General features: G+C 41.8%; 20 protein-coding genes. 10 read left to right on the top strand and 10 right to left on the bottom strand.

The window, feature by feature from the left end; genetic code table 11:
• Positions 1 to 8: 8 nt before the first annotated feature.
• The 5 genes from EHO59_RS03195 (at position 9) to EHO59_RS03175 (ending at position 6,190) form a co-directional block, all read left to right on the top strand.
• Entirely contained in the window at positions 9 to 1,214 is a 1,206-nt protein-coding gene (locus EHO59_RS03195) for a DUF445 domain-containing protein (protein WP_135584672.1), read from the top strand.
• A gap of 159 nt (positions 1,215 to 1,373) precedes the next feature.
• Positions 1,374 to 3,068 carry a methyl-accepting chemotaxis protein gene (locus EHO59_RS03190; RefSeq protein WP_135584670.1) on the top strand — a complete coding sequence of 565 codons (1,695 nt, stop codon included), beginning with the start codon at positions 1,374 to 1,376 and terminating at the stop codon, positions 3,066 to 3,068.
• A gap of 80 nt (positions 3,069 to 3,148) precedes the next feature.
• On the top strand, positions 3,149 to 4,021 hold the full coding sequence (locus EHO59_RS03185; protein WP_135584668.1) for a M50 family metallopeptidase: 873 nt from the start codon (positions 3,149 to 3,151) through the stop codon (positions 4,019 to 4,021).
• Positions 4,014 to 4,949, top strand: coding sequence for a UDP-glucuronic acid decarboxylase family protein (locus EHO59_RS03180; protein ID WP_425460201.1), 936 nt, complete (start codon positions 4,014 to 4,016; stop codon positions 4,947 to 4,949). Before EHO59_RS03185 ends, EHO59_RS03180 begins: the two co-directional genes overlap by 8 nt.
• A 77-nt stretch (positions 4,950 to 5,026) precedes the next feature.
• Positions 5,027 to 6,190 carry a Re/Si-specific NAD(P)(+) transhydrogenase subunit alpha gene (locus tag EHO59_RS03175; RefSeq protein ID WP_135584664.1) on the top strand — a complete coding sequence of 388 codons (1,164 nt, stop codon included), beginning with the start codon at positions 5,027 to 5,029 and terminating at the stop codon, positions 6,188 to 6,190.
• Here EHO59_RS03175 and EHO59_RS03170 read toward each other — a convergent pair.
• From EHO59_RS03170 to EHO59_RS03155, 4 genes are read right to left on the bottom strand one after another with little or no spacing between them, the layout of a single operon-like run.
• Complete coding sequence (locus EHO59_RS03170) at positions 6,143 to 6,715, bottom strand: phosphatase PAP2 family protein (protein ID WP_135584662.1); 573 nt, start codon at positions 6,713 to 6,715, stop codon at positions 6,143 to 6,145. The two genes, EHO59_RS03175 and EHO59_RS03170, sit on opposite strands and share 48 nt — an antisense overlap.
• Complete coding sequence (hisS, locus tag EHO59_RS03165) at positions 6,708 to 8,027, bottom strand: histidine--tRNA ligase (RefSeq protein WP_135584660.1); 1,320 nt, start codon at positions 8,025 to 8,027, stop codon at positions 6,708 to 6,710. Before hisS ends, EHO59_RS03170 begins: the two co-directional genes overlap by 8 nt.
• 5 nt (positions 8,028 to 8,032) lie before the next feature.
• Complete coding sequence (locus EHO59_RS03160) at positions 8,033 to 9,187, bottom strand: DUF1577 domain-containing protein (RefSeq protein WP_135584658.1); 1,155 nt, start codon at positions 9,185 to 9,187, stop codon at positions 8,033 to 8,035.
• A gap of 10 nt (positions 9,188 to 9,197) precedes the next feature.
• Positions 9,198 to 11,270 (bottom strand): OmpA family protein, encoded by a 2,073-nt coding sequence (locus EHO59_RS03155; protein WP_135584656.1) that lies wholly within the window; start codon positions 11,268 to 11,270, stop codon positions 9,198 to 9,200.
• Between the two features lie 81 nt (positions 11,271 to 11,351).
• Between EHO59_RS03155 and folP the strand changes: the two genes are divergently transcribed.
• Complete coding sequence (gene folP, locus EHO59_RS03150) at positions 11,352 to 12,224, top strand: dihydropteroate synthase (RefSeq protein ID WP_135584654.1); 873 nt, start codon at positions 11,352 to 11,354, stop codon at positions 12,222 to 12,224.
• On the opposite strand, the gene EHO59_RS03145 is transcribed toward folP, so the two are convergent.
• Together EHO59_RS03145 and EHO59_RS03140 are read right to left on the bottom strand one after the other, a co-directional pair.
• Entirely contained in the window at positions 12,221 to 13,246 is a 1,026-nt protein-coding gene (locus tag EHO59_RS03145) for a tetratricopeptide repeat protein (RefSeq protein ID WP_135584652.1), read from the bottom strand. The genes folP and EHO59_RS03145 overlap by 4 nt on opposite strands.
• The gene (locus EHO59_RS03140; RefSeq protein WP_135584650.1) at positions 13,200 to 14,108 is read right to left on the bottom strand and encodes a tetratricopeptide repeat protein; all 909 of its coding nucleotides are present in this window, start codon (positions 14,106 to 14,108) and stop codon (positions 13,200 to 13,202) included. The genes EHO59_RS03145 and EHO59_RS03140 overlap by 47 nt, the downstream gene beginning before the upstream one ends.
• Before the next feature lie 103 nt (positions 14,109 to 14,211).
• Here EHO59_RS03140 and mpl36 point away from each other — a divergent pair, with 103 nt between their 5' ends.
• Complete coding sequence (mpl36, locus tag EHO59_RS03135; RefSeq protein WP_135584648.1) at positions 14,212 to 15,123, top strand: RlpA family plasminogen-binding lipoprotein MPL36; 912 nt, start codon at positions 14,212 to 14,214, stop codon at positions 15,121 to 15,123.
• A gap of 155 nt (positions 15,124 to 15,278) precedes the next feature.
• On the opposite strand, the gene EHO59_RS03130 is transcribed toward mpl36, so the two are convergent.
• Entirely contained in the window at positions 15,279 to 15,542 is a 264-nt protein-coding gene (locus tag EHO59_RS03130; protein WP_135584646.1) for a hypothetical protein, read from the bottom strand.
• 102 nt (positions 15,543 to 15,644) lie between these two features.
• A complete protein-coding gene (gene cysE / locus EHO59_RS03125) occupies positions 15,645 to 16,358 on the bottom strand; it encodes a serine O-acetyltransferase (RefSeq protein WP_135584644.1) in 714 nt (237 codons plus the stop codon).
• A gap of 144 nt (positions 16,359 to 16,502) precedes the next feature.
• Here cysE and EHO59_RS03120 point away from each other — a divergent pair, with 144 nt between their 5' ends.
• Both EHO59_RS03120 and EHO59_RS03115 read left to right on the top strand, forming a co-directional pair.
• Positions 16,503 to 17,447, top strand: coding sequence for a site-2 protease family protein (locus tag EHO59_RS03120; RefSeq protein WP_135584642.1), 945 nt, complete (start codon positions 16,503 to 16,505; stop codon positions 17,445 to 17,447).
• Complete coding sequence (locus EHO59_RS03115; protein WP_135584640.1) at positions 17,444 to 18,892, top strand: NHL repeat-containing protein; 1,449 nt, start codon at positions 17,444 to 17,446, stop codon at positions 18,890 to 18,892. Before EHO59_RS03120 ends, EHO59_RS03115 begins: the two co-directional genes overlap by 4 nt.
• On the opposite strand, the gene EHO59_RS03110 is transcribed toward EHO59_RS03115, so the two are convergent.
• Positions 18,885 to 20,192, bottom strand: a complete 1,308-nt coding sequence (locus EHO59_RS03110) for an MATE family efflux transporter (RefSeq protein WP_135584638.1) — start codon at positions 20,190 to 20,192, stop codon at positions 18,885 to 18,887. The genes EHO59_RS03115 and EHO59_RS03110 overlap by 8 nt on opposite strands.
• Before the next feature lie 105 nt (positions 20,193 to 20,297).
• On the opposite strand from EHO59_RS03110, the gene EHO59_RS03105 reads away from it, so the two are divergent.
• Positions 20,298 to 22,733 (top strand): hypothetical protein, encoded by a 2,436-nt coding sequence (locus tag EHO59_RS03105; RefSeq protein WP_135584636.1) that lies wholly within the window; start codon positions 20,298 to 20,300, stop codon positions 22,731 to 22,733.
• Here EHO59_RS03105 and EHO59_RS03100 read toward each other — a convergent pair.
• The gene (locus EHO59_RS03100; RefSeq protein WP_135584634.1) at positions 22,730 to 24,028 is read right to left on the bottom strand and encodes a dicarboxylate/amino acid:cation symporter; all 1,299 of its coding nucleotides are present in this window, start codon (positions 24,026 to 24,028) and stop codon (positions 22,730 to 22,732) included. The genes EHO59_RS03105 and EHO59_RS03100 overlap by 4 nt on opposite strands.
• Positions 24,029 to 24,174: the final 146 nt, after the last annotated feature.

Raw genomic sequence — 24,174 nt, 5'->3', positions numbered from 1 at the left:
GCGGTGCGATGAACGCTCCTTATGTGGAAATCGGTTCCATTCTAATTACTTGCTCCTTCGTCGGTTGGATTACAAACTATATCGCGGTTCAGATGATCTTCTTTCCTTTGAAATTTAAAGGTTGGGGAATCTTAGGATGGCAAGGAATCATTCCTAAGCATGCCGGAAAGATGGCAGGACTCATCGCAGAGATTCTTACGGATCGATTGATCAAACCGTACGATCTTTATAGAAAAATAGAACCTACCCAAATCACTGAATCTATTCGAGATAAGATCGGAGAAAAATCCTCTTCCGTTGTGAGAGATATACTCGTCGCTGAAAGTCCAGCGCTTTGGAAAATGCTTCCGCAAGAAGCAAAAGAAATCCTAGAAAAAGAGATCAGAGAAGAGATCCCAACAAAGATAGAAGAAATATACGAAGCATTCGGAAAGGATTTGGATCAAGTCTTGCGGATCAAGGATCTGATAAGAGATTCTCTATCCGGAGAGAATGCAAAAGTGCTTTCTGAGATTTTCAGAAGATGCGGTGGTCCTGAATTTCGATTTATCGTACGCTCCGGGATCTATTTCGGATTCTTGATCGGTTGTGTTCAGGTAGCATTTATCGCGTACTTGAATCAATGGTGGACCATGCCATTGATGGGAATTTTCGTAGGATACATCACGAACTGGTTGGCAATCCTCATGATCTTCTCTCCATTAGAAGTGAAGAATTTCATTCTATTCAAATACCAAGGTTTGTTCTTAAAGCGACAAGTGGATGTATCCAGAGAATTTGCTTCGGTGATTTCTTCTAGAGTATTAAATCCTGAAAATCTAATTCGAATCATATTCAAAGAGAAGGGTGGAGATCTGATTATCTCGGAACTCTTAAGCAAAACGAAGGAACTCTTGGACCAGAAGTTGAAATCCAAGATTCCATACGCCTCTCTTCTGTTAGGTTCTCAGAAATTGGACGAGATGAAGGAAAAGATCTGCGATTCTATTCTAGAGCTAGTTCCAGAAGCAGCTGAACGGATGAAGAGTTATATTGAAGGAAGGTTGGAGATAGAAAAGTTGGTGTTCGAGAACCTAAGCGTGCTTCCTCCTGTAGAGTTTGAACAATTGCTTCACTCCGTGTTTAAAGAAGATGAGGCCACCTTGATCAGCTTAGGTGCTTTCTTAGGCGGTCTTGCCGGATGCGCTCAAGCGTATCTAGTTTTTATAAAGTAGACCTGCGGTCTAAAAAATCTATTCTTTTAGGAATAAACAAAAAAGCGTATGTATAAGTAATCACTTTATATAAATTCAAAGTATATACTAGAATTTTAAAATAATGTCTTCTGAGCCAAATGTACTATGCTCAAAAAGGCAGAAACTTAGAACGGAAATATGAGAAAGAATCTTCCGATTACCGGTCGAGAAATTCAATTTAGCGAGACCGCCGTTATTATTTCTAGAACGGATTCCAAGGGCAGAATTACTTACGTTTCCAAGGACTTCGCAACCATTTCCGGATTCTCTGAAGAAGAGATGCTTGGTCAGCCTCATAATATAGTTCGCCATCCAGATATTCCTCCTGCTGTGTATCAAGATCTTTGGGACACAGTGCAAGGGGGACGCCCTTGGAACGGGATCGTGAAGAACCGTGCAAAAAGCGGGGACCACTATTGGGTGGATGCCACTGTAACTCCCGTTTTAGAGAATGGCATCATCACTGGATATATGTCTGTTCGTAAGAAAGCGGCAAGAAAGCATATAGACAAGGCGGATAAATTATTCGCGCAGATGAATCGTCAAAATCGGGTTGGCGGCTTCTTCTCCTCACTATACAAAAAATTTGCAGATCGATTTGGCTGGGCAGTTTTAGCCCTAAGCATTCTATCATTCATTCTTCTTCCTTCTTTCTATGCGTTAGCAAGATTATTCGAGTCGAGTCCGTTGGTTTCGAGTGTTGCACTTCTTTCGATCCTTATCGGGGTCTTTCTTCTAGTCCAATCCGTTCTCAAGTTGCGCGGAAAGATGAATGAAGTCCAAGAGATCGTAGTCAAGATAGTAAACGGCAATTTAAATACGGACATTCCTAGATTAGAAGGAAGCAGAAGTGTAGATCGGATCTATTCTGATATCCGTTGTATGACCATCAGCCTTTGGGGACTTTTGGTGCAGATGAAAGAGAACTATCAAAAGAATTTGAATTTGTACCAACAACTCTTTCAGTCTGCGAATTCATTCCAACAAGGTTCTCAACAGCAAGTTGTATCTGTGGAGGAAACTTCTGCTGCTTCTCAAGAGCTTTCTAAAACGATAGAAGAGATCGTTCTCACAATCAGCGAGCAAACCAGAAGTTTGTCCAATGTGAATGCGAGCATTGGGTCCATAGATATTTCTTTGGGTCAGACTTCGCATTCTATGGAAAATCTGGAAACTCAAACTGGTGATGTAGCAGGAAAGGCGAACCAAGCAAAGCAGATCTTTAACGAAGCAATTCGTTCTATGGAAGAAATCAAATCCTTCTCCAATCAGATCAATAAGATCGTAGGAATAATCACAAGCATCTCTGAAAGAACGAATATGTTGGCCTTGAATGCTTCCATTGAGTCTGCAAGGGCCGGCGAGGCAGGAAAGGGGTTCTCAGTCGTAGCAGATGAGATCTCTAAACTCGCAGAACAAACCAAACTGAGCATCAAAGACATTACGAATTTAGTAAGAAGCACATCCACTTCGGTTGAAGAAGGTGCACTGAAAGTAGGACAATCCGTAGACGTATTCAAAAATCTCCAAGACTATATTGAAGAAGTGCATGATTCAGCCTCTAGAGTGAAAACCCTTTTAGAAGAACAATCCAAGAAGTTGGGAGAGATCCGCGCGAATTCAGATCAAGTTCTCACATTAGGAAGAATGATGTCGAATTCTTCTGAACAGCAAAAGATTGCTGCGGGAGAGATCTCAGATTCGATGCATCTTATTTCGAATAGCGCTGAAAGTATAGCCGAGACTTCGGAGAATATTCGATATTCCGTAAAAGATACTTTAGAACATTCCGAAAAATTTGGCGGGATTTTAAGCCATTTTAAAACGGACTAAGTAAAAGACTTTTTCGATAAATCTGCGCCTTTCACATTTCTGCGAGAGTTCTATTCTAAAAAGCCGATACTCAAAATAGAATGGAGAATCGGTTCCTTCGTCTCGCACTCTTACTCGCCATTGTGGTCACTCTTCTTTCCTATTGGAATCATGGATGGGTTTCTTACTTAAAAGATTTCGTGGTCTTGATCCATGAAGCAGGTCACGCGATTGCCACTTTAGTTTCCGGCGGCTCCGTTCAAATGATCGAACTGCAAGGAGACGAAGCTGGGCAAACGGTTGCCTCTCCTATGACAGGAAAAAGCCCTTTCGTCTTCGTTGTATCTGCAGGTTATTTGGGATCTTGCTTGGTCGGTGGGTTTCTGATCAACAGAGGCTTCAAAGGAAATTTGGTCCGTCCTACTCTTCTTCTTTTAGGGGGAGCAGTTTTACTTCTTACATTGAAGTACACAACAGCAGGAGGGCTCGCTCAAAGAACGGGACTCATTTGGGGAATCTTTATTTTAGTGTCTTCCTTTCTTCCATTCGGTTGGGATAGGCTCATCACAGTATTCTTAGGAACAAGCGTGAGCCTTTACAGTCTTTACGATCTTTTGGACTTCACGGATAATATACAGAACACCGACGCAGGCATCTTGGCTCATTGGGCTACAGGAACTGTTCCTGGAGGAGCGGTTCCTAAATCGGTCTTGTTCTTGGGATATTTGATTGCTCTACTCTGGTCCTTTTTTAGCGTATCCATCATATTCTTTTCATTAAAACGCGCGGTTGGTCCGGTCTCTTCTCCTGTTGAAACTTCCGGTTTCGAAGAAGGAATGGTTCCGGGAATGGACACACCTTTTCCTGGTGAAGTAACACCTGAAGTAATGGAATGGTTTTTGAGTAGAGGCTTGGATCTAAATGGTAAGCCTCTCCCGCCGGAATTTACGAATATAGAGAGAGTTGATGGCTAATAGAGTTCTAGTAACCGGAGGCGCTGGCTTCATCGGTTCACATCTTTGTGAGAGACTCATTCAAGAAGGAAACGAAGTAATTTGCGTGGATAATTTCCACACCGGAAGAAAGAAGAATATAGAAAAACTTCTCTCCAATCCTCGCTTCGAATTGATCCGACATGATATTACGGAAGCGATCCGATTAGAAGTGGATCAGGTCTATAATTTTGCATGTCCAGCAAGTCCGATCCATTATCAATCCAATGCAATCAAAACGATCAAGACTAATGTTCTCGGAACTACAAACATGTTAGGTCTTGCTAAACGAGTTAAAGCTAGGATCTTACAAGCTTCTACAAGTGAAGTATACGGAAATCCTCTCGAGCATCCTCAAAAAGAAACCTATTGGGGAAATGTAAATCCGATCGGTATTCGTAGCTGTTACGACGAAGGCAAGCGAGTAGCGGAAACTCTTTGCTTCGACTATCATAGAAATCATAAAGTAGATATCAGAGTGGTTCGTATTTTTAATACGTATGGCCCTCGCATGCTTCCGGACGATGGTCGTGTAGTAAGCAATTTCGTGGTCCAAGCATTGGCAGGAAAAGACATCACTATTTATGGTGACGGTTCTCAAACGAGATCCTTTTGTTATGTCGATGATCTAGTCGAAGGGATTATCAAGATGATGAATACCCAAGATTTTAACGGCCCTGTCAACTTAGGTAATGATGGAGAATTTACCGTTAAAGAACTTGCCGAACTAGTGTTAAAAGAGACCGGCTCTTCTTCTAAGATTGTTTATAAAACACTTCCTCAGGACGATCCAAGCCGTAGAAAGCCCGATCTGACTTTAGCGAGACAAAAACTAGGTTATGAACCTAAAGTGCCTTTGTTAGAGGGAATTCGGAAAACGGTCGAATACTTTAAAAATCACTTGGATTAATCGTTCGCCAAGAAAATCTGGACCTACTTTTCCCATAAACTGGGATCGAACCGAAAAAATCCTTTCGAGTAGGCTGTATGAATATCGGAGTATTGAAAGAAGCTAAGGAAGAAACAAGGGTAGCCATTACCCCGGACGTCGTTGACGCTCTGAAAAAAATCGGCGCTTCTGTTATTGTCGAAAAAGGTGCCGGTGAAGGCGCATATTTCTCGGACGAAGATTATAAGAAAGCCGGAGCAAGCATTTCAGCAAGAGCTGATGTTATTAAGAAGGCTGATATTCTAGTAAGCATTCATTTGGCTGACGGAGCCACCCTTTCCAAGATCAAGAAAGGTTCTATCTATTTAGGTATGTTCCAGCCTGCGGTAAATCCTCAGGTTATTAAGAAGCTTGCATCTCAAGGTGTGACAGTAAGTAGCTTGGACGCGATTGCTCGTATCACTCGTGCTCAGTCCATGGACGTTCTTTCTTCTCAAGCAACAGTATCCGGATATAAAGCGGTACTCATTGCTTCCACTCATCTTACTCGATTCTTCCCAATGTTAACTACTGCAGCAGGAACAATCACTCCAGCTTCCGTATTGATCATCGGAGCAGGGGTTGCTGGATTGCAAGCGATTGCAAGTTCCCGTAGATTGGGAGCAGTCGTGGACGTATTTGATACTCGTCCCGAAGTAAAAGAGCAAGTTCAATCCTTAGGCGCGAAATTCGTAGAAGTAGAAGGTGCAACTCACTCTGCTGCTGCAGGCGGTTACGCTGTAGAGCAAACAGAAGAGTACAAAAGACGCCAACAAGAAGCTATTGAGAAATTCGCAGCAAAAGCGGATGTGATCATCACCACTGCGTTGATCCCAGGAAGAAAAGCTCCTATCATCATCACTAAAAAGATCGTGGATAGAATGAAATCCGGATCCGTTGTAGTGGACCTCGCTTCTCCAAACGGAGGAAACTGCGAGTACACTCAACACGGAAAGACTGTTCTTACTAAGAACGGAGTATCCGTAGTAGGTCACTTGAACCTGGCGGGATCTCTTCCTTCCGATGCATCCAGAATGTTCGCTAAGAACGTATTAAACTTCTTGAAACTACTTGTAAAAGAGAAGAAGATCAATCTGGATCTGAACGACGAGATCCTTTCTTCGACTACGATTTCGTATTCGGGAGAGATCCGTCACAAGTTGACTTTGGATGCCTTAGGTGGTTCCAAAGCAGTAGGGAAGAAGCCAGCGGCCAAGAAATAAGCCGAGGCTTCCGAAACAAGTTCCGATTACCCAGCCTCCTATCACGTCGCTGGGGAAATGATGCAGGGATAATAGTCTTCCTATCCCTGCCATCAAACTCAAAACCAAAAACCATTCCGGAAATCCAAACAAGAATACCAATACCAAAGCCGCAGTCATCGAATTGGATGCATGGGCAGATGGAAAGGAATGTTTCATGTCCGGATTTTGATCCACTTTTCCTGCGACAGTGACCAGAGGTCTCTTTCTGGAGATCATCTTTTTAAGAGCCAAAACGGATCTATCGTTCGCATAGGCAATCAAGCCAGCATAAGGAATTACGATCCACCAAGGATAAGGCAAGAGATGATTCCATGCCGCATACGCAAGGTAAGGAATAATTAAAAGAAGCATCATCTCTCCCCGATTGATCTGGGAAAGAATTCGATTCAAACGAGGACCGTGAATATTCTCGCGGATAAATAATGCGACTGCATAGTCTAGTCTCTCGAACAGGGATAATTTATCAGAAATTGTTTTATCCAAGCAGTGATTTCCTTAATTCGGAAATAAGTTCGGCTCTTGCAACTGTGTTTTGAGAACCGGAGATAATGTCCTTGATCTGGACCTTGTTTTCCGAGACCTCGGATTCTCCTAGAAATAATAAGAATTGATATCCTTTCTTTTCGGCGGTCTGGATTTGTTTGCCTACTTTTGCGGCTTCCAACATGGTCTCGACCCCTATTCCCTCAGATCTTAATTCTTCTGCGAGCTTCAAGACTTCTGGAAAAAGTTTTTCTTCCATGATAGGGATGAGTACTGCGTTCTTTTTGTTCAGATCTGGAACAAGCTTATGTCCTTCTAAAAAGTTTTTGAAGGTAACATCTCCCAATCCGAATCCAATTCCGGAGAGTTGGTCATTGGAGAAGAGTCCGATGAGATTATCGTAACGTCCTCCCCCGTATAAAGATCTTCTGTTTTCAGGATTTGTATCGAACACTTCGAAGATACATCCTGTATAATAATCGAAACCACGGATGATAGATGGATCGAACTCCATCTGATCTTTTACTCCCAGGCTTTCTAGATCGGAGAATAGGTTCTTTATAAATTCAACAGAGGAAGGATCTATCCCCAGCAAATCACCTACGTTGCTCAAATTGCTATCTAAGTATTTGTAAATAAGATCTAGTTGTTTGCTTGGATTGTCTAGTAAGACTTTAATTTCTTCTTCAAAGGCTTCTTTGCTGATCTTCGCCTTCTTGTCTAGAAGTTTGGAAACTGCTTGGGACTTTTCTGCCGCGAGGCCGAGAGTCTTGCCTAAGAACGAATCCAAGATCCCTCGATGAGAAACCTTGATCTGGTAGCTTCCTTTAGGAGCTCCGAATTTTTTTAAAATTGCGTCAGCAATCAGAATGATCTCTACTTCGGCTCTATACGAATTCACTCCGAATAGATCCACATTCAATTGCCAGTGTTCTCTTAAGCGTCCTTTTCCTGGTTGTTCGTATCTCCAAAGATTAGGAATAGAAAACCATCGGATAGGCTTGGCAAGATTTCGGACTTCTCCTGCTACCATTCTTGCAAGAGTGGGAGTCATCTCTGGACGGATCGCAACATGGCGTTCTCCCTTATCCACGAAATCGTAAAGTTGTCTTTGTACGATCTCTTCTCCGCTTTTTGCCTGATATAATTCGAAGGATTCTAGAATGGGTCCGTCGTATTCCTGATACCCGAATGATTGAACTGTTTCCCGCATTACGGAAAACATCCAATTTCGAAACCTCATTTCATCGGGATAAAAGTCTCTCGTGCCCTTATAAGGGGCAGTGGGTAAAAAGGATTTTTGTTTTTCCAAGCCTGTTAGACGCTCTTAATGAAGCTTAAATTCTTCTTTAATAGAGTCATATTCGCCTTGGCATCGTTGGAGCCAACTATTTCTGCACCGACAAGATAAATTTCCCCGACCTGAGAAATATGTCGGATTTTGAATGCGAATCTCAGAGGAGCCTGCATCTTAAAAGTCAGATCAGCTGTGAAGAATGGCTTATGAAGAAAAGATTCTACTAACTGGGATTCAGTGACTTCTAAAAGGATTCCACCTTCGGAAGCGTTGATTACATTCTGACGTACATCCAAATCCAAAGTATTGGAATCTTCTATCCTTTCATTGAATACTTCTTCTAGTTCGGAATATTTCTTAAGGATCGCTGGATCCAAAGTCCGATCTTTCGTCTCAGCATAACCTAGAGCAACAAGCTTAGGTCCCAGAGGATCTTTGTAATAGATCGGATACACTGCGAAGGATTGCACTTTTCCCAATCGGAAAGCTTTCATTCTATCTTCTAGAAGAAGTTCTTCTTCTAATTCTTTCTTTAGATCGAGTATATCGAATCCGTTCGCTTCTTCTTTGCTGAGAGGTTCTAAAGAGAATGCTTCTTTTGCGAAGATGATCTTGCCACTTCGCTTAGCCAATTCTTGCTCCACGCTCAACTCTCTACCGACAGGGAATACGAGTCTGGAATAAGGATACTCCGCTAAAATATTCTTATGTAGATCGGTTAATAAGATCTGTCCTGAAGTTCCCAGGACCTTAGTGGAGTCTTGCTCCTTCTTCAACATGTGAAAGCGATGAGCGACTACCTTTCCTTGTAAGCCTTCGATTCTAGGCATAATTCGCCCGTCTTTTGCGATGCGGACGTACTCAGGAGTGCAAACAATAACCCCTTCTTCTTGGTTTATGGACTCGACTTTGAACCCGATCTCCATGTGCTTGCTTAAGGTTTTGTAAACGGTGATCTCGCCTTCTTCGTTAACCTGCTCCGGATCTAGCCTCAATAGCATTTTTCCTTCCGGAGTGGTTTGAAGTATCTGTAATTCTAGTTTATAAGGATTTTCTTTTAAGAAGAGTCCGTTGTTATGTACGTACTCTTTCAGTATATATCCGACCTTTTGAGGATCTCGGATCGTATCCCAAACTCGAGGTGACTGTAGGAAGGAACGGTATTCGACTTCCATCTGCTCTCCTTTATAGCTTGCGGAAGTCGACCCTCCTGTTCTTCGCTCTGCCGTCTTCGGTAGAGTTATCCATGTCGGGTCTAGAATACCAATATGCTCTTGTTTTCAATCGAGCAGCTTGGATTCCTTTACTACGAATGTAATCGTAAACTTTCCGCGCTCTGTTCCCGCTTAGTCGGGTGTTATATTCTTTGGAAGCAATATTATCAGTATGGCCCCCAATCTCTATTTTATCGGACGGATTCTTCTTAAGATAGTCCACAATCTGATCGAGTTGTTTGCCATGAGCATCCGTTACCTCGGTCTTATTGAATTCGAAATAGAGTTTAGTACCTAAAACAACCGGTACGTCCGATTCTTTTCTCAGAAAAATTGTAATCGTTGATCCAGGTTTAAGATCTTTTCTAATTACGTTTATACTTTCGGAAATATATTTCTCTGCCTTGGCGAAAATTTCGAAGTCAGTGTCGGGAATTGTTTCGAAATGGAAATTTTTTGACAAACTGTCGTATTTTAATGTTTCGCCCTGTCTGTTCTTGGGCGTAAATACTGTAGCAAGCGCTCCAGGAACTGCTTCTTTAGTAACAGCATCTAGCACAGCAACATTAAGTCCCTTTGCGTCACCCGTTACTGAAGTAACTTTTCCTTTCTCTTCTTTTTTAATTGGAAGAAGAACATAGGTCTTATAGATCTTTTTGTTTCTCTCAACATTTCCTCTCAGATCTAGTTTGTCTTCCGTAGGATAAAATCCAGGAGAAGCAATTTCCACCTTATACAATCGTCCGGTCTTCAAAACAGTTTTGAAATTCGTAGGATTTCCTTTAGAAAGATCTCCTCCTATTCTGCGAGAAGTAATCGTTCTAGGAGGACCTACCGTATCAATGATCTTGATCGTTGCATCTAATCCGATCATGGTAGGTTCGGAGCCATCCAAAACCAATCCTTGGAAGGAAACGTCGTAAGAGTTCCTCATATTCTCAGGAACTTGAAAGCGATAGATATCGTACTGGCCCTGTCCTCCCATTCTGTTAGAAGAAATATAGGCCCAAACACCTTCTTGGTCGAAAGAAATTCCCTCGGAGTCGATCCCTTCTGATGGCTCTAAATTAAAAGGATGAGGCAGTTTCTCCAAGCTTCCTGGATCCGGTACCGGATAAGGAAGGGCTGTCTTGCCTGTAGTTAATTTATCTTCTGCATCTTCCGTATCTGCATCGCCTGGAAGATTCAAGAAGATCCTAAACAAGGAAAACTTCTTTCTATCATTCTCCCTGTTTGTAGAAAAGTAGAGTTGTTCTCCATCGGGATGAATATAAGGAAGAATCTCGCTAGATTTTGAATTTACTTCAGAACCCATATTGATCGGAGAAGACCAAGCTCCGGTTGATACATTTCGATAACTGACCCAAAGATCGTACTCTCCGAATCCACCCGGACGATCGGAAGCGAATACTAAATATTTTCCATCGGGAGATACTGTTGGCATCTTTTCATTGAAATTGGAATTGATCTCGGAGATCCCGATCAGATCGCTCCATCGTTTGGTAGAGTCATCTCTCTTTGTATAATAAATATCTAATGCATCCAATCCTTCTCTATCCGCTTTTACATTTCGTACGGAAGTAAGAAAGATCTCCAAAGGATTTCCGGACTCATCGAATCGAATAGAGAGCCCTCCCTCGAATTTATCAGTATTGAATAGCCTGGATTTCTTTTCTCCGGAAGGAAGGTCCTTCTTATTTCTTTCCCAGATATCTTGGTTCAGGTTGACCGGCTTTCTCCAATCTGCTTCTCCATCTCTCTTTTTATAATTTGCATTTTCCGAAAGCCACAGATCCGATTCACCTTCTCCTCCAGGACGATTGGATTGAAAGACCATGTATCTTCCGTCCGGGCTGATGATAGGATTGTATTCGTCATTTTGCGTATTGAGCGGGGAGCCGAAATTTCTTTCCAATAGGCTCGGAATAGGTTGCGCTTCTCTTTCCGAGGGAAGAAAGGAGATTAGTAGAATTCCGGCTAGGACAGAATATAGAAAATTGCGCGGTCTCGCGTTGCCCGGATTCTGAAGATTGGAAAAAAACATCGGCGATCCTTTACTCGGAGAAAATCCCTGGATTTTCCAGCATTTGGTTTTAGTATCGGAAGAAGGACTCTAAGTATCAAGATGGAAACTAAGCACAATTCCCTTGTTCAGAATGGAAATCCGTCCAAGATTTTGCCCGCAAAACCGATCCTATTCGGTGTTTTGAATATTACTTCGGATTCCTTTTCGGATGGAGGAAGATACTTACAAGAAGGCCAGGCCTTAGCCAAGGCAAAATCTCTATTGGAAGAAGGTGCCGACGTAATTGATATAGGCGCTCAATCTTCGAATGTGCAAGCCGCCTTGATCCCCCAAGAATTGGAATGGGAAAGAATGAAAGATCTCATTCATGAATTGAAAAAGGAGAAGGTCTTGATCTCTATAGATACATTTCGTCCTTATGTGATTCGAAAGGCCTTAGAACTCGGTGTGGATTACATCAACAATATCAGAGGCTTTGTGGACCAGGAGAGCTTGGAGCTTGTCCGGGAATTTTCTCATCTTCCTACAAAGTATATCGCAATGTTTTCTCAAGACCATGGAAATAAGGCGGATCGATCTTCCGACCTGACTCCTAAGACTGTATTATTCAGAGTGTTGGATTTCTTTCGGGAAAGAAAGGAAGCATTGCAAGCCCTGGGTTTATCCGAGGAGAAAATCATTCTGGATCCGGGTATGGGGTTTTTCTTAAGCCCTGATTTTAAGGTAAGCTTTTCGGTACTTTCTCAAATCGATAAATTGTTGGAAGAGTTTCCGAGACTGATGGTCTCCGTGACTAAGAAATCTTTTTTAGGGAATGGACTGGGAGGTGTACCAGTTGAAGAAAGAGAGATCCCGACTGTGATCGCAGAAACATATCTTTGGATGAAAGGAGTTCCCATGCTTCGCACTCATTCCCCACTTTCTTTCTTAAGAGCGATCAAGACCTGGGAATTGGCGAATACGGATTATTAACGGCCGAAGATATTTCTATCCATTGCCTCTTTTCCTTCCGGAGTTAAGGTAGGAAAGAAATCCTCTTCTGAAAATTGAACTCCTTTACTTTTCAATTTTCTAAAATACGGAAGAAGGATCGAAACATCCGCCTTTGGGTTCCTTGAGAGCAAACAGGCTTTCCAAAGTTCTAAAAATACAATCGATTCCTTTTCTGATTCTGGTGCCTTTTGGATCCATTCTAGAGCTTCTGAATAGCGTCTCTTTTCATAATAAGCATGAGCCATATAGTATTCCAGTTCGGGAACTCTTTCTCCAGTTCCAGTAAGGCTCAGTCCGAATACGATAACGTCGTCCCACTTCTCCAAAATATTGGCCATCTTCATCGTGAGCCCGCGTGCGTTCTTATGATAAGGACTTTGTTGTAGGATCTTCTCCAAATAAAAATAACTCTTTGTCCATTCTTGCTTAGTGAAGAAATAATCTGCGAGCCCTTCCCAAGCATACAGTTCTTGGCCTGGAATTGTGGAGAGTGCATCCCGGAAAATAACCAATTCTTCATCTCTGCTCGCTTCGATCAGAAAGTTCTCGAATTTCTTTCTTTCAAGAGGAGGGTTTTGCTTTAGAAACGCCTCCATGAACTTCTTCGCATCGGAGATATCATCTAGTATATAATATAAACGTAATAAATTTAGAGAAGGAACAGGATTATTTGGGAGAAGTTTCTGCGCAGACTGGAACTCTATCTCTGCGTCATCTAAAAGAGAATTACGAACGAATAGAATGCCGAGATTATTCTTGTCCGGAGCGAGAATGGCTTTTCCCCTATGAGACTTGGCAACCCATGGGCTTTGGACGGATTCGACTTTTTCCTGAGTATAATCAGTAGCGGGAAGATACACAAAGTAAGGATCGCTTTCGATCCGCTCGTGGTCTCGGATTGGATATTGGCAATAAGAGAGGAGCCCTAGAAATAAAAGGAAATTTGCAGCGTTCTTAAGAAGCTTCGGAAGCTGGGTTTTCTTGCAGATTTTTTTGAGCATAGAGCAGATACTTTAAGGCGCGTTCCGTATCTCCATGAAACAAATACATGAGCGAAAGATCAAGCGCGTCCTGTGCCTGAGGAGCTTCAAAATCCTCGGGACTTTCCTTGGACATGGTCAGCTTGTCCTTAAATTCATCCAGTTTCTTGCGAGTTAGAACTTCTAAATTATCGAAGAAGAGTTTATCTTCTTTCTTAGGATTTTGTTTTGCCGCTTTTATAGAGTCGCTGAATTGCACAAATCCTGGAGCGCTTGTTGTGACCTTTTTCAGGGTCTCGAACGATTGTTTATAGTTTCCGAGTTTAACATGAATATCCGTGAGAAGGATCTCCATTCTCGCGTCGCTTGGATTAATTTGAAGAGCGGTATTTGCTGCTTCTAAGGCCTCTTGCCATTTTTCGGTATCGAAGTAGATGGTAGCAAGTGCCGCAAAGGCAGTCTTATTTTTCGGATCTATCTTGATCGCATTTTTTAAGTAGAGTTCGGATTTCTCGGGTCTCTCTAATTGCTTATAGCAATACGCGAGGAGAAGATGGGAATTCAGATATCGTTTGTTTAATTCGAGAGAGCTCTTTAAAGCTTTTACCGCAGCATCCAAGCTTCCGAGTCGATAAAGCTCCACGCCAAGATTATAATATAGTTCGGGTGTTTTTCCCAGATCCAAGGCTTTTTGGTAGGTCTTGATCGCCTTTTCGGAGTCTCCACTTCTGGAATATAAGGCTCCTAAATTCAGATACGCTTTTTGGAATTTGGGATTCATTCCGAGGATCTCGGAGTATATCTTGGCCGCCTGGGAGATTTTGCCTTCCTTCTCAAATTTAAGCGCTTCGTTAAACTTTCTCTTGATATCGGCTTCGGCCATAAGAGGAATATCGACCGAATTCTGCAGAATACAACCTGAAAAAAACTTCAGGGAAAATTCAGAAACCTCCGAAAATAAACCATAGAGACAGAGGTCCCAAGAAATGAAACAGATAGCCGCTATCTTTGCATTGATAACAGTAACTGCATGTGCTTCTTCCGAAACTCGAAGAAGTATCAGCGCGTCCGGAGATCCATCCGAGATTTTCTTTGAGAAGGAAATTTCTCCAATGGATCAGGAGTCGAAGAAAGATCTACTCCTGGCAAAAAATTCCTCCAGCCAAAGAGGGCTAGACGATCTTTTAGCGGATAACAAGCCTGTTAAGGCAACCACTCCTCCCAGACAACAAAGCAACACTGGAGAATTCGACGAAGTTGGTTATTCTTCTTGGTATGGTTCCAAATTCCAAGGAAAGCCGACTGCAAGTGGAGAAATTTTCGATAAGACTAAATTGACTGCTGCTCATCCAAGCCTTCCTCTTGGATCTGTTGTTCGAGTGAAGAACTTAGAGAATGAAAAAGAAGTCTTAGTGAAAGTAAACGATCGTGGACCTTTTGTAAAAGATAGAATCATCGATTTATCGGAGAAAGCTGCCGACTCATTGGAATTCAAAGATGTAGGGCTTGCTCGCGTCGGTTTGACTGTAGTGAGCAGAGGCAACGGAGCAGCCGGAGAATCCGAGGATATGGAAGGCCTGGACGACGAGGATGCTTTATTAAAAGAAAATAATAAACCGGAAAAGCTGACCCCTAAGAAAGTGGTAACTACTCCTGCTACTCTCGTTAAGGGAGCTCCTAAAGGACAAACAGTTCAAGTAGGCGTCTTTAGAAATAGTCGTTTGGCGGAAGATTACAGAAAGAATCTTTCTGCGGAATACGGTGAGAAGGTTTATTTATTCGAGAGAGATGGTATGTTCGTTCTTCAAATGGGAGATTTTACGGATAGAGCTAAGGCAGATATCTTGAAATCAAAACTGAAAGAAGACGGAGTGGATTGTTTCATCCCTAAAAAATAAGAGTTCTGTCTTAGACCTTAAAATGAAAAAGCCTCCGATCTCGGAGGCTTTTTTGTCCCTTTATCAAAGTTGGATGCTCTTTGATAAGATCCAAAACTTCTGGCCCTGATTACGTAAGGTAGTTAGAGTTTAACCAGAACAAGAAATGCGGATCATCAAGGCTTGCTGCTGGCGCGGCAACCTTGGACTTTCATTCTGTTATCGCAAATTGTCTTTGCTAATTGAACGTACGCAGGAGTGCAAACTCCTACTCCTTGTCCACAACCTGCATCAGTCGCTAACAATAAAGTAAAACATTCATCATAATTCTTTAAGTCTTTAGCACACAAATCGTCGTGGTTTACCAGAAGGTTGCAATTGGAGATCGCAAACATCCCCAGCGTTAGGCTGAACAGAAGAAAAAAGAATTTAGATATCATAACCCCTCGGAGACGATTCAAAGTCGTATATGTATTGTAGCGCAAATCCTAAACAGACAAGACAACTTGTCAAAAAAAATCCGAAATAGGCCAGTCTGGAAATTAAATTCCCCCGCCATGGATGAACTCATTTAGTTCATCGTCTCCTTTCTTTTCGGCAGGTTTTTTCTCAGAAAGATTCGCTCTGGCGTAGAGCTCGTTTACTTCCTTCTGTAAAGTATCCACTTTTTCTACCAAGATGGAAAAGACTCTTGCAACTGGATCCGGCAATTCTCCGTGATCTAGCATTCTTTCTCCTTCTTTTCCGAAATCTATTTTAGATCGTACTACCTTGCCTGGAACACCTACAACAGTGCAGTCCGGAGGAACATCCCTTAGCACAACGGAACCCGCGCCAATCCTAACATTGGTTTCAATCGTGATATTTCCTAGGATTTTAGCGCCCGCACCGACTACCACATTCTCTTTTAGGGTTGGGTGTCGTTTGCCGCTTTCTTTTCCTGTTCCTCCAAGTGTGACCCCTTGTAGAATCAGGCAACCTTTGGCGATTTCAGCGGTCTCACCGATCACAACTCCCTGGCCGTGGTCGATAAAAATTCCTGGAGCTATTTTTGCTCCCGGATGAATATCTACACCGGTCAAAAACCTAGCGAATGTGTTTATCATTCTAGGAATTAAAGGAATTTGGATCCGATATAGAAAATGTGCGATGGAATGAAACCAGAGAGCATGCAGGCCAGGATAACAGAGAACAATCTCGATGTACGATTTTGCGGCAGGGTCGTTTTTTCGAATGGCTTTGATGTTCTCGAACAATTTCTTATCCCGTAAACGAAAGGACTCGGAAAGAATCGCTAAACGTTATTATGAATAAGCCTCTAAGTTAGCTTCGGTATGTAAAGGAGGAATCATTTTGAGAGTCAGTTCGATAAATATTCTAAAGGAAAACGGAACAGAGCATTGAGTAAATCAAAGTACGGATTGAATGTGCTATTATTCTTTCTGACATTCCTAACTCTCACTTTCCAAGACAATATATTCACGATTCCTTTTGAACGTGCGGAGAAGATTGTTCAAATTTTTCAGGCTCAATGGCCATACTCCGTCTCTCTTCTGTTTATTATCTTCTGTCATGAGATGGGACATTATCTGGCTGCGAGATTTTACGGGATCCGTTCTACTCTTCCGTATTTTCTTCCGGTTCCATTAGCTCCCGTGGGAACAATGGGCGCAGTGATCAAGATCCAAGAGCCCATCCGAAATAAGGTTCAATTATTTGATATAGGCGTTTGGGGTCCTGCAATGAGTTTGGTTCTGTCGATCCCCTGCCTGCTCATAGGACTCCAATATTCTAGTTTGGTTTCTTTTGCGGAGAGGACCTCAGTCCTTCTTTCTAATTCGGACCTGGTAGATATTCGCTTCGGGAATAGTATCTTTGTATATTTCGCATCTCAGCAAATTCTAGGGCCGTACGATCCCAATTTGTTTAGCGTAGAATATCATCCTCTCGCGTTCGCAGGTTGGGTCGGTCTCTTGATTACTGCGCTCAATCTTCTACCATTCGGTCAGCTGGACGGAGGACATGTTATCTACTCTTTGGTGGGTGAGAAATATAGAAGCTGGATCTATTATTTATTTTCTGCGTTTCTTCTCCTAGCGATCTGGAATTATTCGTGGATTGTTTGGGGATTACTCATCTATTACTTTATCCGAGTGGAGCATCCTTATATTCCCGATGGACCTTCTCCTTTGGATAAATACCGTAAGATTTTTGGATGGAGTATGTTACTATCTTTAGTACTTATCTTTCCGATCTCGCCGATCACCGTAGTAACTTCTACGGGAGTGCAGCCGAGTTTGGGAGAGGAACTTTGGCATAGTCTATCCAATTTATTGAGCCGATGAAAAGAATTCTAATATATCTACTTTTTCTTATCTTCTTTCTTCTAACTAGTCCAACTGCCCATGCCCAGGAAGAAACGGATATTGATATTCAACTTACTGAAAGTCCATACGGACTTTCCTATGACGGAACTAATTTCTGGTTCGCAGATAGCAAAAGAAGAGCCATTATCAAAGTAGATCCTGCCGGCAGACAAGAAGCGTACAATTTGGGGATCCCTTTTATTGCAGGATTGAATTTCGATCCGAGAGAAGGAAAAGTGTTCGTGGCTAGCAAAAGAGTCGTTCTCAAAGTGGAACCGAATACTGGCGGAGTTACGGAGAGGATCCAGGTTCCCATCGATAAGATAGGTGGCATTGCGAACTTTCAGAATTATTTATATATCTTGGACGCGGATTCGGGAAAGGTCACTGTTTATGATAAAGGAGCCCAAACTTTTTTGGGAGGCTTCTTAACGGACAGGTCCGAGCCAAAGGATATTTGCTTTGCGAGAGACAGTCTTTGGATTACCGATTCTTCGGATGGAAATGTCTATAGATATGATCCAAACAACGGAAAGATCACTGGTTCTATTCGTTCTCCTTCTAAAGATATTAGAGGAATTGCGATCATTGGAAGCCGCATTTATGTCGTGGATCGTACAAGCAGAGAGGTTAAGAAGATCTCCTTTGTAGAAACGGACCGTTTTCTTTCTTCTGGAGAGGCAACGTATTTGGTGAATGTAAAAGTCAAATATTCGTTGGATGAAGCGAGTCTTGTAGGAGGAGTCGTGGGACTTCTTCCTCCACCTACAACCGAACACCAGAGGATCAGAAATCTTAAGACCAAGGATCCAAAGTTCAGAGGGGACATGGTTATGGGGACCAGAGCCTTGTCCAAAAAATTGGGCATTGATGATCCGAAAGGCGTTCAAACATTAGAATATCATTTCGAAGCAAGGACTACCAATGTCAGGTTCTATGTTCTGGATGATTTTCTGAGAAAGAAGGAAGAAATTCCTACGGATCTCTCTCCCTTCACAAAGAACAAGGTTTCCGTAAAGGACAAGGCGGGAAATTATTTCATAGATAAGATTTTCGATGCGAGGTTATTCCGTTCGGATTGGGACGGATTGAAGAAATCTCTTTTAGATTCGGGAGTACCTATTCGCCCGGTAAGAACATTATCTTTTTCTAATCCTTCTAAACCTTCTTTCATGGACACTTTAGATCTATATATTCCTGGCTTTGGTTGGGTTCCTCTGTCTTCCATTAAACCGGAGAAAATAGAATCTTCTCGTTCTTATCAGAAGGGAGAAGATGTGGTGGATCTTTTCAGAAGCGAGGGCTGGAACAATCTTCCTTCGCCCATTCTATTTAAGGCAAAGGATTCCGATTTTTGGAAACCGATTCCTGCAGAGATAGAAGTTACCTTATTGCCGAAAGGAACGGATCTCTCTTCTAATTGAACATTTTTCTTAGAAAGAATTTTTTGTAAGCGATGACTCCTAGAGTCAAAGTCCTTCCAAACATATAAGTTGCGAGAGAAAGCCAGAGAATATGATTGCTGGCTTCTAATTTTCCCCAATATGCGATCGGAAGAAAGAAGACTATGCTACTAACGATCATGCAGTTCCTAAGCGTTTTTCCTTCGGACATTCCTAAAAAGAAGCCGTCAAAGATGAAAGCAGTTGATCCTAATAGAAGTACAGGAATGATCCAGTAACCATATTCTTGTGCTAATACAGCGACTTGTTTCGATTTACTGAATACGGCGAACATTCTCTCTGAGAATCCTAGAAATAAGAAACAGAAGATTAAAGAGATTGCGAATCCGGAAATAATCCCAAGCTTTAAGATTCTTTTCAATCCTTCGAAGTCACGATTTCCTTTCAATGTTCCGGCGATTGTCTCCGTTGCGACTGCAGCTCCATCGATCCAAAAGGCACCAACCAAGATTAACTGATGTAATATTGCATTTGCCGCTAAGACAGGAGATCCTAAGCCGGAGCTATAATTTCTAAAAAGACTGAAGGTTGTGATCAGTAAAAGTGTCCGAACCAATATATCCGAGTTTAATGACAGTAAGGATTGAAAACCGGATAAGGAGAAAATTCGGATTTTATCATACACTTCTCTGAAACGTATTCTTTCTTTTGCTAAGGGAATCAGAAAGAAAAGTAGCATAAGATATTGGCTTATCGTTGTTGCATAACCTGCTCCCGCTGCGTTCCAATTCAAATAAAGAACGAACCAAATATTCAAAAGAAAATTGGATACGTTTGCAAGAATAGTGGCAGCAAGAACGATCCCGCTCTTACTTCTTCCTAAAAACCAACCCATTAATACGAAATTGCAAAGAGTTCCCGGGGCGCTCCAAATGCGAGAGTGAAAGTAATCGTAGCCGGAAGCCTTGACTTCTTCTTCTCCTTGTAAGAAAGAAAAGCCGATCTCGCCGATGAAGTATTTCAGAAAGAGTAGAAGAAAACCTACAAAACTTGCGAGTACTAGGGAACGTATGAGTATCTGAAAAGACTCCGTGATATTTCGATTTCCTTCGGCCTGGGCGGTAAGCCCCGTCGTGCTCATTCTTAAAAAGGAAAATCCCCAAAATAAATAATCGAATAGGACATTGGATAATGCTACTCCCGCCAAAAAGGTATGAGTCTCCAGTTGTCCCAGGATAGCAGTATCCGCCAATCCGGTTAGAGGAACAGTAAGATTAGCGAGTATATTATAAAAGGTAAGTTGGAAAAACTTTTTGTCCAAGAGAGAAGGTAGCTTCCTTTTTTGTCATAAGACTAGGAAAGAACATTGCGTAGGAACTTTCCTTTTGCTATTCATGGTTTTGGCTTATTCTTCCAAGCGTTTTGAATGTCGCAAATCTTCTTTTTCATTCTTTCCGCAGTATTCGTTTATTTCGCTCATTTCTTTTTTTTAACAAAAGGAAGAAGCCATACTTTCGAAAACTGGGTTCTTTCTCTTAGTTCTTACCTTGTCATTGTTGGGATCATAGCACTTGCATCTGTAGCATTGAACATCTATAGTTTGTATCTACTCGATGTGAGTTTGCTCGTGCTCGATTTGGCATCTGCCTATTTTGTTTTTCGTTCAAGACGTTATTCTTTTACTTTTGGATGGCAGAATAAGATTTTATTTTCGTATGAGAATCTGATTTTAGCTGTCTTCCTTTCGATTACGGTATTCTTATATTTCTTCTTTCCTACAGAGTTTGTTTTGGGAGGAAGGGACCCTGGTGTGTATTCGATTTCTGCAGTCCAGATTTCCAAAACAGGAGGTTTACAAATATATGATCCTCTTTTGAAGGAAGTAAAGGAAGTTGTAGGAGATTCTATACTTTCGAGTTATCCCGGGATCTATTCTAATTTTGAACTTGGTCTTTCTAAAGAATTAGGTTCACTAACGATCCAATTCTATCATCTATTTCCTTCATACTTAGCCTTGGGTTATGATCTTGGTGGAATGCAAGGCTTGTTCAGAGTAAACTCATTCTTCGGAATTTTGTCCTTATGTTTTGTTTTCTTAATTACTAAAAGAATCTTGGGGTCTATTGGTGGCATTGTCTCTGCGGCTTTGTTTGCTTGGAACCCCGCGGAAATATGGAGTGTACGCATCCCTCTTTCTGAACCAGTGAGTCAGTTCCTGATCTTATTCTCTTTCTATTCCATCTACAAAATCATCTATAAGAAGAATGAATTCTTGTTATTCTGGCCGGGTATTCTACTCGGACTAAATTCATTCAATCGCGTAGATGGTTTAGTCTTGCTTCCTGCTTTAGCGGCATTTTCTTTTTATACATTCTTATTTGCTCCAAGATATTTTAGAAAATCCTGCCTTTTGTTTTTTGTGACATCCTTCGTTTCCGGCTTAGGCGTTCTATACGGATATTTTTATTCTAAGCCATACTTCTTGGATTTATGGAAGGAAGGGGCACTGAACAAACTTTCCTTACTGGGAATCATATCGATCGGATTTGTTTTAGCTCTATTGTTGTTAGAGAAACTTTCTTTCGTTCAAGAATTCGTTCTTAGAACTAAAACCTTCTTAACAAAGAAAAAAAGCTTTCTGAGAGTTTCTTTTTTTCTAATATTCTTTTTGCTCTTTGGGTATACGTATTTCCTGAGACCGATTCATTTTGGGATTTCTTTAGATACACAAGCTTCTTCATTCGCAGCGAACTCATTGCCGATTTTTCTTTGGTACGTTCCCTTCTTCTTATTCATTTTTGCTGTCTTCGGTTATGATAGATTGCTTTTCTTCAATCCTAGAATTGGCTATTTGCCTTGGGTATTTTCCGGCACTCTATTATTGGTCGGCTATTTGTATGATCCTAGTATTTCTCCGGATCATCTCTGGGCTTCCAGAAGATGGGTATTATTTTCGATCCCGATTGTAATTCTCTTAGGTGCGATCGGTCTTTTTTCCTTCTCTTTCTGGAAGGGAAGGCTTAGACAACTGGGGATCACTCTCCTTGTCCTTTTAAGCCTCGGTCATTCTTGGATGAGATCGAGGCTCTTTCTATTTACCCCAATGCTGGAAGGATACGCTCAGACATTCCAAAAATTCTCCGAGTCTTTGCCGGAAGAAAACTCAGTATTCTTTACTACCGAAGAAAACATTGCAGGAATATTAAGTTTTGTTTATGGAAGAAAGACATATCTACTCTCAAATACACAAGTCTTCTTGGAAAAAGCCGAAGGCTTATTAGCCAAAGGCCTTCAACCATATTTGATCCAAAGCACTGCCTATTTCGGAGATCACTCGAATTTGCAATTTCAACCTATCGCAGATTTAAAAGTAAACGGATACTATCCGATTCCTACGAAGGAAAGGTATCCGGACGTGCTTACCTTGCTAAGCCTGGACCAAAAGGTTTTTCGTATCGAGAGAAATACCAAAGGTAGCCAGTCTCAAACGGAAGTGTTTTACGAATGGAGAATGGGAGAAGGTGGATTTAAAACATATACTGGGTATTTCGGAAACGATCTAGAGATCCATTCTACCCGAAAAGAAGGCCCCTTGGTATACGGTCCCTTTATTTCCTTGCCGAAAGGAAGCTATGAGATTGTTTTTTACGGGAATGGTTTAGACCAAGCTCAATTCCAAGTCTCTGCAGATAACGGAAAGATGGAACTAACTCCATTAGAAAAATCAAATGCAACGGATCATAAAAGAATCCCATTTAAGGTTTCCGAAAAGGAAATGAGAAACTTGGAGTTTAAGGTTCTTGTTCCAGGAAAGTCCAACGTAATCGTAAGTAAACTTACCTTACAAAAAATCGAACCTTAAAGATTCTCTCGATTTTGAAATACATTGCAAGCAACCAAATCTCCGGTTACATTCACTGTTGTCCTGCACATATCTAAGATACGATCCACACCTAGAATGATACCGATTCCTTCTGTAGGAATTCCTACACCTGCTAAAATGGAGGCAAGTATAACGATCCCTAATCCCGGAGTGCTAGGTGTTCCAATAGAAGCAACAACTGTCGCGATAAGTATGAATGCAAGACTGGTTGCGGTTAATTCGATCCCATATACTTGAGAAAGAAAGACTGTCGCCACTGCCTGATACAAAGCAGTTCCATCCATGTTCACTGTGGCACCTAATGGTACGATGAACTCTGCAATCTTCTTAGAGACTCCCATCTTTTCGATCGCAGTTCTTAATGTAAAAGGAAGAACGGCTGCAGAACTAGAAGTGGAGAAGGCAAGCAATTGCACTTCCCCCGCATTTTGAAAGAACCAGATAGGACTTTTTCTTGCGAGTAGCACGAGAAGCAAAGAGTACATGACCAGGATCAATACGAGCCCACCGAGAACTGTTAGGAAGTAAACCCCCAAACTTAATAAAACCTTAATGCCTATCTTTGCAGTGATCTGTGCGATTAAACCGAATACCGCAAAGGGTGCAATCTTCATCGCCCATTCTACAAAGATCATGCTAGTCCTGAAGATTGCATGGAGAATGGGAAGCACATGGGTTGTATGCTCCTTCTCAATAGATAAAAGTGCAATTCCGACGAGTAGCGCCAAAAACACTACACCTAGCATATCTCCATTTGCAAATGTTAGGAATGGATTTCTTGGAAGAACAGAAATGATCAGCTCCGGGATCTTCTCTATAGAAACCGGATCGGAGGAGCTCATTACTTTTGCAGGGATCTGGGACCTAGGAACTCCGGCAGGATCCACGAAACGTCCGGGCTGTACGATACTTGCGAGAGCGATCCCTATAGATACGGCTAACGCAGTAGTAAAGACGAAGTATAGAAAGGTTCTTACCCCGAAATTTCTAAGGTTCTCCAACGTTTCTCCCGCATGTATCCCAAGTACGATGGAACAGAATACTAAAGGGATCATAATGATCTGCAAAAGAATTAAGAAGAAATGTCCGGGCATACCCAACCAAGCAGCGATCGGTTTAGAGTACTCAACGGCTATAAATTGATTTTCGGGGCTGAGATATAAGCCCGTAAGCAATCCGCCAACCAAACCGAGCAACACCCTAAACCAAAGCTTCTCACTGAGAAGAAGTTTCAAACGAGATAGAATATTCGGATTAGATTGAGAAGCGGACATACTTCGACAGAATAGGAGTCGTGTTCTTATTTTTCTATTGATTTTTCCCTTTTCAAAATGATAGTGAAGGCTTTAGCCATTTTTCGCCGATATCTAAACTTGAATTAGTGAGTCGGCAAACTAAAAATAAAGAATAGGCTGGAAGT

The organism is Leptospira semungkisensis (assembly GCF_004770055.1).
Lineage (GTDB): Bacteria > Spirochaetota > Leptospiria > Leptospirales > Leptospiraceae > Leptospira_B > Leptospira_B semungkisensis.
Note: the sequence above shows the minus strand (reverse complement) of the source record. Positions and strands in the feature narration are given on the sequence as shown.

Bases quoted from the DNA above. Each gene is read 5' to 3' on its own strand.
- EHO59_RS03140 (WP_135584650.1), bottom strand. From the start codon at position 14,108: ATGGCCGAAGCCGATATCAAGAGAAAGTTTAACGAAGCGCTTAAATTT.
- EHO59_RS03115 (WP_135584640.1), top strand. From the start codon at position 17,444: ATGAAAAGAATTCTAATATATCTACTTTTTCTTATCTTCTTTCTTCTA.
- EHO59_RS03155 (WP_135584656.1), bottom strand. From the start codon at position 11,270: ATGTTTTTTTCCAATCTTCAGAATCCGGGCAACGCGAGACCGCGCAAT.
- EHO59_RS03130 (WP_135584646.1), bottom strand. From the start codon at position 15,542: ATGATATCTAAATTCTTTTTTCTTCTGTTCAGCCTAACGCTGGGGATG.
- EHO59_RS03190 (WP_135584670.1), top strand. From the start codon at position 1,374: ATGAGAAAGAATCTTCCGATTACCGGTCGAGAAATTCAATTTAGCGAG.
- EHO59_RS03100 (WP_135584634.1), bottom strand. From the start codon at position 24,028: ATGTCCGCTTCTCAATCTAATCCGAATATTCTATCTCGTTTGAAACTT.
- EHO59_RS03175 (WP_135584664.1), top strand. From the start codon at position 5,027: ATGAATATCGGAGTATTGAAAGAAGCTAAGGAAGAAACAAGGGTAGCC.
- mpl36 (WP_135584648.1), top strand. From the start codon at position 14,212: ATGAAACAGATAGCCGCTATCTTTGCATTGATAACAGTAACTGCATGT.
- EHO59_RS03105 (WP_135584636.1), top strand. From the start codon at position 20,298: ATGTCGCAAATCTTCTTTTTCATTCTTTCCGCAGTATTCGTTTATTTC.
- EHO59_RS03195 (WP_135584672.1), top strand. From the start codon at position 9: ATGAACGCTCCTTATGTGGAAATCGGTTCCATTCTAATTACTTGCTCC.
- EHO59_RS03185 (WP_135584668.1), top strand. From the start codon at position 3,149: ATGGAGAATCGGTTCCTTCGTCTCGCACTCTTACTCGCCATTGTGGTC.
- folP (WP_135584654.1), top strand. From the start codon at position 11,352: ATGGAAACTAAGCACAATTCCCTTGTTCAGAATGGAAATCCGTCCAAG.
- EHO59_RS03145 (WP_135584652.1), bottom strand. From the start codon at position 13,246: ATGCTCAAAAAAATCTGCAAGAAAACCCAGCTTCCGAAGCTTCTTAAG.
- EHO59_RS03160 (WP_135584658.1), bottom strand. From the start codon at position 9,187: ATGGAAGTCGAATACCGTTCCTTCCTACAGTCACCTCGAGTTTGGGAT.
- EHO59_RS03180 (WP_425460201.1), top strand. From the start codon at position 4,014: ATGGCTAATAGAGTTCTAGTAACCGGAGGCGCTGGCTTCATCGGTTCA.